Annotated in this window: 14 protein-coding genes; 11 read left to right on the top strand and 3 right to left on the bottom strand. The window is 64.0% G+C overall.

Going from position 1 to position 15,765, the window contains the following annotated elements; all coding sequences use genetic code 11:
• The first annotated feature begins 52 nt into the window (after positions 1–52).
• The 9 genes from Q0U08_RS01560 (at position 53) to Q0U08_RS01520 (ending at position 8,261) form a co-directional block, all read left to right on the top strand.
• Positions 53–2,377 (top strand): TonB-dependent receptor, encoded by a 2,325-nt coding sequence (locus Q0U08_RS01560; protein ID WP_298089327.1) that lies wholly within the window; start codon positions 53–55, stop codon positions 2,375–2,377.
• A gap of 81 nt (positions 2,378–2,458) precedes the next feature.
• The gene (locus Q0U08_RS01555) at positions 2,459–4,066 is read left to right on the top strand and encodes an alkaline phosphatase D family protein (protein WP_298089326.1); all 1,608 of its coding nucleotides are present in this window, start codon (positions 2,459–2,461) and stop codon (positions 4,064–4,066) included.
• 627 nt (positions 4,067–4,693) lie between these two features.
• The gene (locus Q0U08_RS01550; RefSeq protein ID WP_298089325.1) at positions 4,694–5,014 is read left to right on the top strand and encodes a hypothetical protein; all 321 of its coding nucleotides are present in this window, start codon (positions 4,694–4,696) and stop codon (positions 5,012–5,014) included.
• 38 nt (positions 5,015–5,052) lie between these two features.
• Positions 5,053–5,415 (top strand): CsbD family protein, encoded by a 363-nt coding sequence (locus Q0U08_RS01545; protein ID WP_298089324.1) that lies wholly within the window; start codon positions 5,053–5,055, stop codon positions 5,413–5,415.
• Between the two features lie 8 nt (positions 5,416–5,423).
• The gene (locus Q0U08_RS01540) at positions 5,424–6,944 is read left to right on the top strand and encodes a PAS domain S-box protein (RefSeq protein WP_298089322.1); all 1,521 of its coding nucleotides are present in this window, start codon (positions 5,424–5,426) and stop codon (positions 6,942–6,944) included.
• Complete coding sequence (locus Q0U08_RS01535) at positions 6,941–7,129, top strand: CsbD family protein (RefSeq protein WP_298089321.1); 189 nt, start codon at positions 6,941–6,943, stop codon at positions 7,127–7,129. The genes Q0U08_RS01540 and Q0U08_RS01535 overlap by 4 nt, the downstream gene beginning before the upstream one ends.
• A 35-nt stretch (positions 7,130–7,164) precedes the next feature.
• The gene (locus tag Q0U08_RS01530) at positions 7,165–7,503 is read left to right on the top strand and encodes a hypothetical protein (RefSeq protein WP_298089320.1); all 339 of its coding nucleotides are present in this window, start codon (positions 7,165–7,167) and stop codon (positions 7,501–7,503) included.
• Entirely contained in the window at positions 7,500–8,045 is a 546-nt protein-coding gene (locus tag Q0U08_RS01525) for a hypothetical protein (RefSeq protein ID WP_298089318.1), read from the top strand. Before Q0U08_RS01530 ends, Q0U08_RS01525 begins: the two co-directional genes overlap by 4 nt.
• Before the next feature lie 69 nt (positions 8,046–8,114).
• Positions 8,115–8,261, top strand: coding sequence for an entericidin A/B family lipoprotein (locus tag Q0U08_RS01520; protein ID WP_367271090.1), 147 nt, complete (start codon positions 8,115–8,117; stop codon positions 8,259–8,261).
• Between the two features lie 231 nt (positions 8,262–8,492).
• Here the strand turns inward: Q0U08_RS01520 and Q0U08_RS01515 are convergent, their stop codons facing one another.
• From Q0U08_RS01515 to Q0U08_RS01505, 3 genes are all read right to left on the bottom strand, one after another.
• Positions 8,493–9,554 carry a PepSY domain-containing protein gene (locus Q0U08_RS01515; RefSeq protein ID WP_298089317.1) on the bottom strand — a complete coding sequence of 354 codons (1,062 nt, stop codon included), beginning with the start codon at positions 9,552–9,554 and terminating at the stop codon, positions 8,493–8,495.
• Positions 9,554–11,686 carry a TonB-dependent receptor gene (locus Q0U08_RS01510; protein WP_298089315.1) on the bottom strand — a complete coding sequence of 711 codons (2,133 nt, stop codon included), beginning with the start codon at positions 11,684–11,686 and terminating at the stop codon, positions 9,554–9,556. Before Q0U08_RS01510 ends, Q0U08_RS01515 begins: the two co-directional genes overlap by 1 nt.
• A gap of 166 nt (positions 11,687–11,852) precedes the next feature.
• Entirely contained in the window at positions 11,853–11,969 is a 117-nt protein-coding gene (locus tag Q0U08_RS01505; RefSeq protein WP_298089314.1) for a BrnA antitoxin family protein, read from the bottom strand.
• Between the two features lie 496 nt (positions 11,970–12,465).
• On the opposite strand from Q0U08_RS01505, the gene Q0U08_RS01500 reads away from it, so the two are divergent.
• Positions 12,466–14,472 (top strand): glycoside hydrolase domain-containing protein, encoded by a 2,007-nt coding sequence (locus tag Q0U08_RS01500; RefSeq protein WP_298089312.1) that lies wholly within the window; start codon positions 12,466–12,468, stop codon positions 14,470–14,472.
• 136 nt (positions 14,473–14,608) lie between these two features.
• Positions 14,609–15,765: TonB-dependent receptor plug domain-containing protein (locus Q0U08_RS01495; protein WP_298089311.1), on the top strand; the 1,157-nt coding region annotated here is incomplete at its 3' end.

Raw genomic sequence — 15,765 nt, 5'->3', positions numbered from 1 at the left:
GCGTGACCGTCACGGACCATGGCCAAAGGCCCCTTCGAAACCGGGGGCAATCATGAAAAGACATTCATCTATTATCGCTGCGCTGCTGGCATCGTGTTCGCTCGGCGCGGTACCGGCACTGGCACAGGCATCCATCCAGCAGGATACTCCGAAGGATGAGGCGCGTGACGGCAACGAGATCATCGTCACCGCGCAGAAGATCGAACAACGCGCGAAAGACGTTCCCATCACTATATCCGCAGTGACAGGCGCGCGGATCGCTGAACTTGGTGTCGGTGATCTTGACGAGCTATCGAACTATGTTCCAGGTCTCAACATCCAGGAGCAAAGCGCCAACAACCCCGGCATTGTCATCCGCGGAATCACCTCGGATTCGGGTTCGTCACAACAGGGGCCGCGGGTCACGCTCTACTACAATGGGGTGGACATTTCACGATCGCGCGGCTCCTATCAGGCGATCTACGATATTGATCGGGTCGAGGTCATCAAGGGGCCGCAGGCCACTCTGTTCGGCACTGCATCCGCAGTCGGCGCGATCAGCCTGACGTCGGCCCGGCCCCGTCAAGGCGTGTCCGGAGCTTTGACAGGCGGCTACGGCAATTTCGACCAGACGCTGGTGTCCGGGTTCCTGAACGCCGGCTCCGACGTGATCGCTGGGCGTGTCGCGTTCGAATGGAAGACGAGGGACGGATATGTTGAAAACCTGTCCCCGCGCCAAGACAAGGAGCTTTATGCCCAGGACCAACTCGGCGTTCGTGCCTCGCTGCGCTTCAGACCGAACGATGCGCTGACGGTCGATCTGATTGGAACATTTGATCGTCAGCGTAATGGCGGTACCCCGTTCGTGTCCCGTGCCCTACCGACCGAGGATGGACCCGGCAATCCATTCGGGCGTGCTCATCTTGGCGGATCGCCGGTGTCAGGCCAAGTGCTTGGAAATGACCAACTGGGGCTCGATCGCGAGGTATACGACGTCAACCTGACCGCGTCCTACGACTTCGCCGATGGTTGGAACTTTACCACCGTCAACGGTTATCGCCGGTTCGACAGCGCGGAGGTGTTCGATGCCGATGGCTCTGCCGCTTGGTATCTTGAATTCGGTGAAATCGCCAAGGGCTGGCAGGCGAGCCATGAGGGTCGGTTCAATTACGCCAGCCCGATGTGGCGGGCTTCCTTCGGTTGGAACGTCTTTGTCGAAGATAATTCCCAGAACGTGCCCTTTTCATCGGAGGAAGGGACGTTCCTGCAATGCGCTGGGCGGGTGGTGCCCAACCTGGCCTGCATCGATGCGGCGGGGGTCGTCCAGGCCGCCAACGCCACGCGCCTGCTGACGGGCGGCAGGCTGAGCCAGGTTCCATACAGTTCGACTTTCGAGAACCAGGGTGAGAACGACAGCTATTCTGTGTTTGCCGACACGACGTGGATCCCGGTATCCGCGCTGGAACTGACTGCCGGTGTCCGAGTGCTGATCGAACAGCGCAAGTCGGGCTATTTCGCCCGGGTACCGCGACCGCAGCTGAACCCGACGGCGACCTCGCTGATCCCGGGCCAGATCGATACCGGTGGACAGACCTTTACGGCGCAGCAGAGCTATGCGGCGGTGCTGCCGCGCTTCAACGCGCTTTTCCGGCTGACACCCGACGTGAATATCTATGCAACGGTGTCCAAAGGACGACGTTCGCCAGTCGTCCAGCTTAACGCCCGTCTCGCCGCCGGCGTGCCGGCCGCCAACCGTCAGCTGGTGCCGGAAGAGGTCGTCTGGAACTACGAAGGTGGCATCAAAGCGGGTATCGGTCCGGCGTCGGGCTCGCTGGGAATCTTCTACCAGAAATACGATGGCTTTCAGGTCAGCGTGCAGCAGGGTAACGGCACAACGCTGACGCAGAGCGCCGGGTCGGCCGGCAATCTCGGCGTGGAAGCCGAAGCAAATATCCGGGCCGCGCGGTGGCTCAACCTGTTCGGCAATCTCGGTTACATCGACGGCGGCATAGACAAGAACAGCCGCTTCGCCCCAACTTTCTCGGGCGCGAGGTTCCGCTTGCAGCCCAAATGGCAGGCGGCAGCGGGTTTCACGCTCGACGTACCGCTCGGCAACGGCATGCGCCTGTTCGCGACACCCAGCGTCACTTATCGCAGCCGCATCTACTTCGAGCTGCCCAACCGCGCCGAGCTGTCGCAAGGCCAGGTCACGCTGGTAAACGCTCGTGCCGGGATCAGCTTCGCGGACTCCCAGTTCGAATTGGCGGGCTTCATCCGCAATGCCACCAACAAGGACTATCTGCTCGACGCCGGTAATACCGGCGGAGGGTTCGGCATCCCAACCTTCATCCCTGGTGAACCACGCTTCTATGGCGGGCAGCTGACCGCGCGCTTCTGATTGTTACACATTCCTCGAAAGCGGATCATTCCTATGACTACCATTGGACGACGGGGCGCGATTACCCTCCTTGGCAGCAGTATGGCCCTTGCGTTGCCCACTAAGGCAGGCGCCGGGAGCCAGCAGGCCGTCGACTTCCTGCACGGTGTCGCGAGCGGTGATCCTGGCCGCGATGGGGCCGTGCTGTGGACACGGGCCACCGTCGGGGAGGACGCCAGCGATGTGCCGCTTGAGTGGTTCGTTGCCGACAGTCCGGACGGACGGGTACGTCGATCGGGGCGTGCTGTAGCGCGGGCCGCATCGGACCACACCGTCAAAGTCGAGGTTGATCGTCTCGGCGCAGGCCGGGATTATTGGTTCTGGTTCAGCGATGCGTCAGGCCGCAAATCCCCGGTCGGCCGGTTCCGGACGCTGCCCGTCGGCAAGGTCGATCAACTGGTTCTCGGGGTGGCATCTTGCCAGCTTTATTCCGGCGGTCTGTTCAATGCCTATGCAGATTTGGCCGGCCGACCGCAGCTTGATGCGGTCGTGCATCTCGGAGATTATATCTACGAGTATGGCGCCGACGGGTACGGCGCGGAGATCGCACGCAAGCTGAACAGACTGCCCGATCCCCCGCACGAGATCGTAACGCTGTCCGATTACCGCCGTCGCCATGCGCAGGTGAAGGCCGATCCTGACATGCAAGCTGCCCACGCCCGCGCGGCGTTCATCTGCGTATGGGACGATCACGAGGTTGCCAACGATAGCTGGATCGGCGGAGCGGAGAATCACGAATCGACTCTCGAGGGTGACTGGGCGGCACGTAAGGCAGCCGCGATGCAGGCCTATTTCGAATGGATGCCGATCCGGGACTCACGCAGAAAGCTAGGTCGGGAGGCGATCTTCCGAAGCTTTGAATTTGGCGAGCTCATGACGCTGGCAATGGTCGAAACGAGGCTGCTGGCCCGGTCTCAACAGGTGGCACCGAAAGGCGAAGCGCCCGATCCGGCGCTCTTCGCTGCGGCGGTTACTGAGCGGGCACGCCCCGACCGCGAGATGCTGGGTGCAGAGCAGCAGGCATGGTTGGAGAACGTCCTCGCAGCCTCCATACGCGCCGGCAAGCCGTGGCAGCTGATCGGCAATCAAGTCGTCATGGCGCGCGTCGCTGGCCCTGATCCCGCCAAAATGGATGATGGCGGTCGGTTTGCCACCATGCTGGCCAAGGTTCCAGTGACGTGGCGTGCGCGCCTCGATCAGAGCATCGCGAGCTATCGTGCAGGTCTGCCGTTCAACCTTGATGCCTGGGACGGCTATCCAGCCGCCCGGGAGCGGCTCTACGCCTCGTTTCGCCGTACCGGTGCCCGACCGATCGTCCTGTCGGGTGACAGCCATGCCGCGTGGTCGAACGACCTTTATGACGACGCAGGCACGCTGGTGGCGGCCGAATTTGGTGCGACGGCGATCACCAGCCCCTCCTACGGGTCACTGTTGCCTGGTCTGGGACGGGTGCTGGCGGACGCTAATCGCGAAGTCGTGTTCTGCGATCAGGACGCCAAGGGCTATACCCTCCTTACGATCACGCCGTCGGCCGTAGTGGCGGAGCACGTCGCGATCTCCACCATCTTCCAAAAGCCGTTCGAGCGCCGAATCGCAGCATCGCATCGGGTCGTACGGGATCATCGGACACCGCTCAGCGTAGTCGCGTAAGATCGATTATTACAGCAGTTCAAGGCAGTATGCCTGCTCTCGAACAGCAACAACCCACGTGGAATGCAGTACCGTCTCACAGGCATCGCTGCTCCAATACATCCTAAGCCCGAACTGCCTCACGGACGTTCGGGCTTTTTTTGACCGCGGGTGTCGCGATGAATGGATGTCTGAAGTTGGGAAGCGCGGAAGGGTGCCCTGAGTGACCGCAAATGGGTCAAAGCTCCTGCAAGCAGGCCGCGGCATTGGAGCCATGTAGCCGAAATGCACTACATCATAGGTATATGGGCACGATATAATCACGGTTTACGTGATGCTAACCTCAAGCCATGAGCGAGCAATCCGATCCATATTCCAACGCTATCGAGCGTGTTGGCGTGGAGGAGCAGGGTTATTTGCTCGCTCGCGCCGCAGCTCACCGGGCGATGGCGGAACGGTCGAACGAGGCAGGACCAAGGCTGATCCATGCCCGCCTCGAGGAGCTCTATCGCGAGAGAGCTACCACGCTAAGCCTGGTAGGTCAGGACTAGCAGCTGGTGCAACGATACCAGGAACACGCATTACTGCCGTGAGTTAGTGTGTCCGGATCGGCCACTTGTCGTGGCAGGGGTCCAGGAGGACCCACTGATGCGACTGCTGGTCATCGCGCTGCTTGGCGCAACCACTTTGACGGCCTGCGCGGCACCCGCCACCCGGATATCAACGGGCCTCCAGCGATACGGTCTGGACGAGCCGCGCGCGGACTGCGTCGGCACTCGTCTGCAGCGCGACTTGTCGCTTGGCCAGTTGCAACAGCTCGGGCGCGCAGCGGCCGCTTATCGCCAGGGCGATAGCGATCCAACGAAGCTGACGGTCAGCGACCTGCTGCGCGTAGCGGGTGAGATGAAAGATCCCGCCATTGCATTGGCAGTGGGCAAGGCCGCCGCAGGTTGCGGCGTACTGGCCTGACCCACTTGGCCGACCTTTAATTTCCCAAGAATCCGACGATGAACAAGGACGAGTTTCAAGGCGGCGCTCGCTATGTCGAAGGCAAGGTCGAGAAGGGGATCGGCGACGCCGTCGACAGCCGGGACTGGACAGTCGCTGGCGTGGTCGATCAGGTCGCAGGCGCGGCGCAGCATGGTTATGGCCGCGCCCGCTCCATCGCTGAAGATGCCATCGACGGCGCCCCCGATCTGGCCGAGGAGGCCGGCGACCGTGTGAAGGCAGCGGCCGGACGACTGGCCGATACGGCCGAGCGTGGCAAGGCGGCAGCGCAAACGGTGCAAGACAGCCCGGTGCTATGGGCTTTGGCCGCGGCGCTCGGTGCCTACGCGCTCGCCTGGTTCGTCCATGGTCGGCGCGACTGACGCAAACCATGACCGAGGCATCGTTCAAGACCCTGAGGGAGACAGCCGATCTGCGCCATTTGCGTCAGATCATCGTCGGCCTGGACGAGGGCGTGATCCTGATCGACCCTGATCAGAGCCTGCTCTGGGCCAACGATGCCGCACTGGCGATGCACGGCGTCACTGATATCATCGATCTGGGTGCGACGGTGGACGAGTATCGCCGTCGCTTCCAGTTGCGCTATCGCAACAACCACCGCGTCGAAGCCGATGACTATCCGGTTGAACGTGTGGTGGCCGGGGACTCCTTCTCCGAGGTGGTGGTGGAGGTGACCGTCGCCGGCGAGAGCGAGCCACGCTGGGTGCATCAGGTGCGCAGCTTGGTACTCAACGATGCAGATGATGGCGAACCGGCCTGCCTGGTGCTTGTCATCCAGGACGTGTCCGCACGGTACGAGGCGGAGGATCGGTTCGAGCAGTCGTTCAACGCCAATCCGGCACCGGCGGTCATCTGCCGATTGCGCGACCTCCAATTTATCAAGGTCAATCAGGGATTTTTGGAGATGACCGGCCACGAGCGCGACCAGGTGCTGGGCAAAACGGTTTACGACATCGACGTGCTACGGAAGGCCGATCAGCGCGACCTGGCCAAGGAGCGGCTGAACGAACGACGCACCATTCCGCAGATGGAGGCGGAACTGGCATTGCTAGAGGGTGGCACCAAGCTGGTCATTGTCGCTGGGCAGCCGATCGACATGGGTGATGAGCCCTGCATGTTGTTCACCTTCGCCGATCTGGAGCCCCGGCGCCAGGCAGAGGACGCGCTGCGCCATAGCGAGGACCGCTTTACCCGCACCTTCCAGATGGCACCGGTACCGATGGCCATCGGCGCGCGAGACGGGCATGTGCTGTGCGAGGTCAATGCCAGCTTCACCACCATGACGGGCTATGCCGGAAGCGAGATCATCGGCCAGCCGCTGGGCAAGGTAAAGCTTTGGCAGAGCGACACGATCCGGCGCCATATCGAAGCGGCGATTGATGCCGGCGACGACCTGCGGGGGTATGAAACTTGTATCCACGCAAAGGGCGGCGCCCGGATCGACTGCATCGTGTCGACGGAGGCCATTCGGCTCGGCGATGACACCTGCGTCCTGTGGGCGTTCCAGGACATTACCCAGCGCAAGGCGACCGAGGTCGAACTGGTTGAAGCGATCGAAGCGGTGATGAAGGACACCAGCTGGTTCAGTCGCACGGTCATGGACAAGTTGACCCGGCTACGTGCGCCGCAGAATGCTGCCGACGGTCCGGGGCTCGACGATCTGACCGCGCGCGAACGCGAGGTGTTGGCGCTGATCTGTCGCGGCCATGATGACAAGACGATTGCCCGAACGTTGAAGGTCGCCAGCAACACGGTGCGTAACCACGTCGCGCGCATCTACGCCAAGATCGGCGTCAACCGCCGCCTCGCCGCCGTGGCCTGGGCACGTGCGCGTGGGTTCGACGGGGAGGGTGTCGTGATTGACACCCATGCTGGAGACAAAAAGCCATGACCAAGCGGCGCACCTCCGACGACCAGCCGTCCGGCGATGCGAAGGCCGCCAGCGTTCGCGAGACCAAGGCCTCCGTCCATGAAGCGATCGGCAAACTGATCGGCGACGATGCGGCAGAGGCACAGGGCACCGCCGAGAAGCAGGCCGCCAAAAGTGAGCAGAAGGAATCGCGATCACCGCGCTGAGCGCCCGGCGATCGATCGTTCAAACAGGAGTAAGTATGGCTACCAAGGTTACCACCGGCGTCTTGCCGGTCGATGAGGCATATCTGGGCAAGACGCCGACCCGGCTTTCCTGGGGCGCGATCTTTGCGGGCGTCGTCATTGCGGTCGCAGTGCAGCTCGTGCTTGGCATCCTGGGTGCGGGCATTGGCTTGATCATGGTTGATCCGGTCCAGGGGACAACGCCCGGTGCGGCGGGCTTCGGAATTGGTGCCGGCATCTTCTGGCTGATCACCACGGTCCTGGCGCTGGGGCTGGCGGCTACGCTGCGGCACGCGTCGCTCGGGTGCATGAGCGGTTCGATGCGTTGGTCCATGGCCTGGTCGTCTGGGGCGTGACGCTGATCCTGACGCTCTACCTGCTCACCTCGGCGGTCGGGGGCATCATCGGTGGCGCATTCCGCACCGTCGGCTCGGTTGCCGGGGCGGCCGGCAGCACCGTTGGTGCCGCGGCCCCGGCCGCTGCCTCCGTGGCCGGCATTGATCCGTCCGATGTCCGCAGTGAAGCCGCGGCCTATCTGTCCGATGCGCCTAGCGACCCTGCGCAGATGACCGTGGAGCAGGCGCAGAAGGAAATCGCCAAGGAACTGCCGGCCCTCGCGCGCGGCGGTGCAGAAGGCCAGCAGGCGGAAAGCCGGATCGTCGACATCGTTGCGGCGCAGCGCAAGATCAGCCGTTCCGAAGCGCAGGCGCAGGTGACGCGGGCCAAACAGCAGTTCGTTCGCACCAAGGATCAGGCGGTCGCCACTGCCAAGTCGGCGACCGACAAGGCTGCGGGCGCGGCTGCAGGCACGTCCTTCGTGCTGGTGCTGGCGCTGCTCGTCGGCGCCGGAGCAGCAGGCTTCGGTGCGACGGCGGCCACCCGCCGCAAGCTGCGCTGAGTGTTGGTGGCGGAGCCAGCGTACCGGGTCCGCCACATCCCACCTTCAACAGATCAATGAAAGGGCAGATTGATGAGCAAGAAACTGGGATTGAGCCTCATGCTGGCGACCATCGTCTCGCTGAGCGCATGCAATACGGTAAACGGTGCAGGCAAAGACCTGAAATCCGCAGGCTCGGCGGTGTCGGACGCATCGGGCGAAAACAAGAAGAGATAGGTGAAACGATGCGCCCGCAATCGCGGGCGCATCCCATATTTTTATCGTACGACACACAGCAGATTGCACCACGGCTTTTTGTAACGCGGAGCGCGTTTCATTTTTTAAGATGAACGGACGTCCGAAGTTGGGCAGCGCGTAAAAGACACAGAATGTCTGCTACTGGGTCGTTCGTTAGTCTGGCAAGCGTAGGATCGTGATGCCGGTGGTATGCAGCAGGCCGACAACGTGTCAGCGTCTTCTCCACTTCCTGCGTTTTGCCTGACCGATATTCCACTGCGTTCGCCAGAACCCGTAAACGGCAAGGCTACCGAGCAGTGCTAGCGCAAGGCCGGAGACACTCATCGCCAGTTTCCATAGGATACCGCCAGTCTTGGCAGCATGGACCGGATAGAGCTTCTCGCGGATGGAGGCCGCAGCGTCACCCGTCGCCGGATGGGCGAGGCCGACAATCGCGAGCGTGGACGGATCAGCATAAACGAATGTTCGCCCATTGAGTGTCCATTCGAACGATTGGCGAAGTCGCAGCACGAGGGGGGCGCCTGTCTTTTGCGGCCATTGCAGGCGGCGAACTTCAGCACTGGGAAACATGCTGGCGGCCGTGATGAGCAGCGGCGTCAGGTTCGGGCGAGCACACCCCTCCTGGGCCAAGGCGAGGCTTGGCGGTCGCGGACGTGATTCCGCCAGCAGCGGGCCACCGAGTGCAGGAAAGACCATCAGCGCCCCCGTCACCAGCGACACGATCAGCAGCGGGGCGGTTACGACACCCATGTTGCGATGGTGATGCACGATCGCGCCCGGCTTCATCGTCGCCGGCCAGAGCCGAAGGCGAAAGCGCCCGCGCGTTCGCCACCACAGGATGATCCCCGTAACGACGAACAGCAGACCGACCAGCCCGGCGACGCCCGTTACGGCTTCGCCCACATCGCCGATCAATAGCCGATGGTGCAGGTCGAACATCCATAGCTCAGGCCGCTGCCACGATGAGGACCAACGCGCGACCGTCTCACCAGCCTGGCTCAGATAGGCGCCGCCACCGTCCGCGAAGATGACCTGATGGACGCCCAAGCCATCGCCGGCAAAGGTGATGCGGTCGACCGGTCGTGGTCCCTCCGCTAGCGTCGTCGCGATCCGCGCCAGGGTCGCGAGATCGGGACGGACGGGATCGCCGGCATGCGTCACGAACGTCAGGTCGTCTCGCCATACCAACAGTGTTCCCGTCAGCCCCAGCATGGCCAGCAACAGGCCGCCGATCGCACCGATCCAGCGATGAAGCAGCGATAGCGTGCGCATCAGAAACCAGCTTGCCAGCTCAGCGTGAAATTGCGGCCCCGCCCGGTGTAGAAGCGGGCATTGTCGGTCGGCCCCTGTGTATCGCTGTAATAGGTGACGTAGTCGGTACTGCCCAGGTTCTGGACGCTCAGCATCACCCGGCCAACCGGCAGCTCGTAGGCGACATAGGCGTCGAACAAGCGGTAGCCGACGAAATCGTTGGCGATCGGCTGCCCCTGGAACCGACGCGAGAGATACCAGCGCCCCTGCGCACGCGCGCTGAAGCGGCCGCTGCCGTAGTCCAGATTGAGGTTCAGGCGATCGGGCGAGATGTTGGCGCCGTCGAGATCGGCGTCGAACCTACCGTCGGCATTGGTGTCCGTCCGACCGGTGACGTGGCTGTAGCCGGTTCCGACTTTCAGGCCGGGCAGCGGCAGGCGTACGTCGAGGTTCAGTTCCAGCCCCTCGATATCGACGGGCTGGCGGTTGACGTTGAAGATGCCGTCGTCATTGCGGACCAGCACCTGTCCAGCCTCGCTCGACGACCAATAGTAGGTTGCGCTGGCGACGAGCGGCCCCTGCGTCACCTCGACGCCCACCTCGCGGTTGTTCGAGATGACGGGCGTCAGGTCGAGGAAATCGTCGATCCGCACGTTCGGCTGGCTGACCGCGCGCAGCACCCGGCCGATGTCGGCGATCGTATATCCTTCCGCATAGCTGCCATAGGCACGGATGCCCTTCATCGGCTCCAGCACGACGCCGCCGTTCCACAAGGCACGGTCGAACGCCGGCGTGCCGCCGGTGACGAAGCGCGACCCGGATGTCGCCAGCGTCGTATAGTCGGGCACATCGAGCCGCACATTCTCGTACCGCACGCCGCCCGCCAGCCGGACGATGCCGTCGAACAATTTGAGGTTGGCCTGACCAAACGGGGCGAGGCTGCGGAAATCGGTCTGCGGCACCCATACCCGATCCGTCTGCACCAATGTCTGCGCAGTGCGGTCGAACAGTGCGTCAAACCCTGCGGTAAGCGTCAGCGCCTCCAAACCGGGAACGGCGCGCTCGTAGCTCACCTTGCCGCCCAGTTTGCGCGACACGTTGCGTGACTGCTCGAACAGTGTGCCGACCGGTGCGATCCGCGCATCCTGGAAGGTCGCGAGGATGCCGCCCGCGAACGTGTCGCTCGTGCGATTGTAGAAGCCCAGCAACGTAAACGCGCCGCCTGCGAGATCGCTGTCCGTCAGCGATGCCGACACCATCTGCGCGACACCGGTGGAGGGCTGTCCCGGCGTTCCGCCGCGGCGGGTCGTCGCGGGGATGCCACGTGCACGGCTTCCCTCTACCGGGACATAATGGTTGTTGCCTTGCAGCCGGAAGCGGTTGGCGATGACCTCGAACCGGGCGGTATCCGACACATCAACGCCAACGCGACCGAAGAAGGACAGCGTATCGGTGTCCTGTATCTCGCTTTGGTTGCCATCATAGCCGATGCGCCTCCCGCGGCCGTCCAGAAATGCTCCGCGTCGTTCGAAAGCGATGCCGCCGGTGGCGTCGAACCGTCCGCTACGAAGATTGACGACGCCGGCGACCTTGCCGCCAAGTGAAGCACCCGAGAAGTCGTCGCCGCTGTTGCCCTGAAGAAGCGTTCGACCGCTCCAGCCATTTTCCTTGGGGGCGCGCACCGTGACTTGGTTGACGACCCCGCCCGTCGCCCCGATCCCCTGAAGCGCGTTGGAGCCGTAGATGACCTCGATACGGTCGATGAAGAACGGATCGATCGTATAGCCGTCACGCGCACCATCGCGGATCGGCGTCGTCTGCGGGATGCCGTTGATAGCATAGAGCGGTGAGCGACCACGCAACGTCTCCCCGACGCCGGTGATCTTCTCTCGCGTGGGCGAGAAGGCGGGCAGCAGTGCCGACACCGCGTCGACCACCGATCCGGACACCGCGACCTGACGTGACAGGGTCTCGCGATCGATCACATCCACCGTCAGCGGCAGGGCACTGGCGGGCAGGTTTGTCCGCGCGGCCGTTACGACGATGTCTTCGCGGCGGCTGTCTGATGGTTCGCCACCATCCCGTGTTTCCTGTGCGCTTGCGCCGGTAACCGAGATGAGGGTCGCTGCAACAGTGCTGAGTACGAGCTTCATACCAATTCCCCTTTCGGGGCGGATACAAACCCTGCGAGATAACTGCAACCGTGTCGCAATAGCGATTGTTATGGGACTGGTGTGTAGTGCCGTACGAACCGGCCCATATGGGCACCGTTGCGCACGTTGCACGCGCTTGCGGGAAAGAGGGTGTCGTAACCCCGTGTCATGGCTGTGCATCCAGCACATAGCTGCGCAGCACACGGTTGAGCTCGGTCCGATATCCCCGCTCTTGGGCATGCTCCTTGAACGAGGCGACCACGTCAGCATCGATGCGAAGCATGACCGGCTTTTCGATCGGGCGGTATAACCCAGGCCAGCCTGTAGCCCAGCCTCAGCCAAAGCTTCTAGGATTTCCGCCGTTTCTACGCGGTCCTCCGTAAAGCGGCGCGCTTGTCGAGTGCGGCCTGCAATTCGGGGTTAAGCGCCTCCTTGCTCATCGTGGCGTGTTCCCCGCTTTGACGCCCTCTCGCCGCCGATATGCGTGTCTGATCCTCGTTACCGCCATCAGGGCAGTTCATCGGCCGCAAAGTTTTCGCAACGCGAAGATGAACAAGCGTCTGAAGTTGGGGGACGTAGGGGAAGGAAGGGTGCGAATGTCTGGTTTTGGGTCATGATTGCCGTCGTGGAGCAGGGCATCGTCTTGCATTCAGAAAACAGCAAAAGGCCCGTGACATTATGTCATTATGATAGGCTAAAAAATTGCGGTCACCCAACAGCGACCGTACCAACCCGGTTGAAGCCACAAAAGGCACGTACAGCTCATGAGATACCTAGCAGTGCCCCTCCTTCTCATCAGCACGCCAGCTTTCGCCGACAGCACCCCTGCCGATCTGGTCGATCCGTTTGTAGGAACCCTTGCGGATTATGGCCAACTGTCGCCTGCGGCAGTGGCCCCCTTTGGGATGGTGCAGCTGGGGCCGGATACCGATCCCACCAATCATGCGGGCTATGATCATGCCGCGACGCGGCTGCGCGGCTTCTCCCATACGCGTGGTGTCGGCGTTGGGTGCGGCGGCGGTGGTGGCGATCTGCTGGTCTCGCTGCGCCGCGCCGGTGCGACCGGGACCGCTACGATGGACAAGCGCAGCGAGACGACGCAGGCGGGCCGTTACAGCGTGCGATATGATGACGGCATCCTCGCCGATGCGACCGCGACGCGCGGCGGCGGGCTGCTGCGCTTCACGGTGCCGCGTGCCGGCACGGTGGTGCTGCGCCTGGATCCGCGCCACGCCTATGCCAAGCGGATCGCGGCAGACTGGCGCGAAACAGGCAGCGACGACCTGCGCGCCGAACTGGTGGCGGGAACGGTGTGCGACCAGGGGCAGTACCGCCTGTTCACCGCGAGCCGGGTCACGCTGAACGGCCGCCCGCTCCACGGCGAGGCGACGCGCGAAGGCGACGTGCTGGCCTTCCCCATCGCGGTGCGTGCAGGCGATGCGGTGGAGGTGCGGACTGGGCTGTCGACGGTCGACACCGCAGGCGCGGCGATGGTGCGCGACCGCGAACTGGGCACGCGCGACTTCGCCAGCGTGGCGGCGGGGACGCGCGCGGCGTGGAACCGGGTGTTGGGCGGAGTGACGCTGACCGGCACGCGAAACGAGCGCGCGCTGTTCTACACATCGCTGTTCCGCGTGTACCAGACGCCGGTGGCGATCGACGATCCGGACGGGCGCCACCGCGAGAATGACGGCAGCATCGCGCGCTCCGCCCCCGGCGAGACGCGCTATGCCAGTTGGTCGCTATGGGACAATTACCGCACGCAGATGCCGCTGCTCGCGCTGCTGCAACGCGGCCGCAGCGCGGATATCGCACGCTCGCTCGCCGACCTGTATGTGCGCGGCAAGCCGCAATGGGCGACGATGCACGAGCCGTTCCTGACGGTGCGCACCGAACATGCCGGCATCGCGCTGCTCGACATGCGCCGCAAGGGCATCACCGGCTTCGACGCCCGCGCCGCGCTGGCCGGGATGGTGAAGGACAGTGCCGGGCTGGAGCGGAAAACGCCCGACCAGCAGATCGAGGCGGCGTATGACGACTGGGGCACCGCGCAGCTTGCCGCCGACCTGGGCGACACGCGCACCGCACAGGCGTTCGCGGCCAGGGCGCGCGCCTATCGGCCGATGTGGCGCGAAGTGTTCCAGTCGCCCGGCGCGGACGGCGACACGGTCAAGGCGCGCGGGCTGTATCAGGGCACGCTGTGGCAATATCGCTGGGCGCCGGTGTTCGATCTGGACTGGATGGTGGAGACGGTGGGGCGGGAGGCGTTCCTGGGCGAGCTGCGCCACTTCTTCGACGCCGACCTGTTCAACATGACCAACGAACCGGACATCCACGTCCCCTGGCTGTTCGCCGCGCTGGGCGCGCCGCAACGCACCGCCGATCTGGTCCGCACCATCCTGACGCAGCCGATCGCGCATCCCTATACCAATAGCGGCAAGCGCGCCGTGCCGTTCGTCGGGCGCAGCTTCGCGCTGGCGCCGCAGGGCTTTGCCGACGGGATGGACGACGATGCGGGCGGGATGACCGCCTGGTACGTGTTTGCGACGCTGGGGCTGTATCCGCTGGTGACGGGCGAGCCCTGGTATGTGGTGACGGTGCCCGCGGCGGCGCAGGCGCGGATCGACCTGGGCAATGGCCGGACGCTGGTCATCCGCCGGGCAGGCCCGCGCGGCGGCAGGATCGTGCGCGCCGATTTCGACGGGCGTGCGCTCAGCGGCTGGCGAATCGATCATGCCACGCTGCTGCGCGGCGGTACGCTGACCGTCACGACCCGCGGGTCATAGCGCCATTTGGGCAACATCCCACTGAATCGACGACATTTTCAGATGAACTTCCAGCCGTTTCATGAAACTGTAGCGGTAACAGGCAAGGGGGGCCGCCACCGAACGCCGTGACGGTCCGAACACCTGGGGGAAGATGATGATCCGTTCTGCCAAGTCCGCGCTGCTGCGCAGCACCCACCTCGCTGCGATCGGCGCCGCGTCGCTGGCGCTGTCGCCCGCGATCGCCGGGGCGCAGACCGGCCCCGCGCCCGCAGCGCAGGCGGAAGAGGAGCAGGCACAAGCAGAGCAGACACCGGCGGCCCAGACACCGGCGGCGCAGACCGGAACCGGCCCATCGGCCGAAGGGGACGAGTCCGCAGCGGACATCATCGTCACCGGCTCCGCGCGGCGCCAGCGGCGCTTCGACGTGTCCTATGCGGTCAATTCGCTGGGGCAGGACGATGTGCGGCGGCTGGCCCCGCTCAACTTCGCCGACCTGCTCGGCAAGCTGCCCGGCATCCAGGTCGAGGCGACGGGCGGCGAGGTGCAGAACGTCACCCGCATTCGCGGCATCCCGACCGACGACGGCTATGCGGTGTTCCAGCAGGACGGCCTGCCGCTGTTCCACGACATCAACGGCAATTTCTTCCGCGGCGACAGCCTGAACCGCTACGACCTGATGACCGAGCGGGTCGAGGTGGTGCGCGGCGGCCCCGCGCCGATCTTCGCCAGCCAGGCCGCGGCGATCATCAACAACATCACCGTCACCGGCACCGACACGCCGCGCGGCAAGTTGCAGGTGACGGCGGGGACGACCGACCTGTACCGGCTGGACGCGGTGCAGTCCGGCCCGCTGGGCGAGCGGACCTATTATGCGGTGGGCGGCTTTCTGCGCCGCGACGGCGGGCAGCGCGACAACGGCTTCGCCAATGACCGGGGCGGCCAGATCCGCGCCAACATCAAGCACGACCTGGACAATGGATCGGTGCGGCTGAGCGTCAATTACCTGAACGACCACAACACCTTCTACCTGCCGATCCCGGTTGCCGACCCGCGCAATCCGTCCGTGTCGCTGGACCCGTATATCGACTTCTTCCGCGGCACGCTCAATTCGCCCGCCTTTCGCGGGGTGACGCTGAAGTACCGCGACGCGGCGGGCTTGGTGCAGAGCCAGACGCGCGACCTGGCCGATGGCCGGCACATGGAATATGGCAATATCGGCCTGCAATATGACGGCGAGTTTTCCGGTTGGCAGCTGGCGGTGCGCGCCGGCTTCACCAAGGGGCGGCTGAACTTCGACGCGCTCTATTCGAC

The sequence above is a fragment of the uncultured Sphingomonas sp. genome (genome assembly GCF_946477935.1).
Lineage (GTDB): Bacteria > Pseudomonadota > Alphaproteobacteria > Sphingomonadales > Sphingomonadaceae > Sphingomonas.
This window is presented reverse-complemented; position numbering and strand designations above follow the sequence as displayed.

Coding starts and splice junctions, on each gene's coding strand:
- Q0U08_RS01540 (WP_298089322.1), top strand. CDS start 5,424: ATGACCGAGGCATCGTTCAAGACCCTGAGGGAGACAGCCGATCTGCGC.
- Q0U08_RS01550 (WP_298089325.1), top strand. CDS start 4,694: ATGCGACTGCTGGTCATCGCGCTGCTTGGCGCAACCACTTTGACGGCC.
- Q0U08_RS01560 (WP_298089327.1), top strand. CDS start 53: ATGAAAAGACATTCATCTATTATCGCTGCGCTGCTGGCATCGTGTTCG.
- Q0U08_RS01515 (WP_298089317.1), bottom strand. CDS start 9,554: ATGCGCACGCTATCGCTGCTTCATCGCTGGATCGGTGCGATCGGCGGC.
- Q0U08_RS01545 (WP_298089324.1), top strand. CDS start 5,053: ATGAACAAGGACGAGTTTCAAGGCGGCGCTCGCTATGTCGAAGGCAAG.
- Q0U08_RS01510 (WP_298089315.1), bottom strand. CDS start 11,686: ATGAAGCTCGTACTCAGCACTGTTGCAGCGACCCTCATCTCGGTTACC.
- Q0U08_RS01505 (WP_298089314.1), bottom strand. CDS start 11,969: ATGCTTCGCATCGATGCTGACGTGGTCGCCTCGTTCAAGGAGCATGCC.
- Q0U08_RS01530 (WP_298089320.1), top strand. CDS start 7,165: ATGGCTACCAAGGTTACCACCGGCGTCTTGCCGGTCGATGAGGCATAT.
- Q0U08_RS01535 (WP_298089321.1), top strand. CDS start 6,941: ATGACCAAGCGGCGCACCTCCGACGACCAGCCGTCCGGCGATGCGAAG.
- Q0U08_RS01555 (WP_298089326.1), top strand. CDS start 2,459: ATGGCCCTTGCGTTGCCCACTAAGGCAGGCGCCGGGAGCCAGCAGGCC.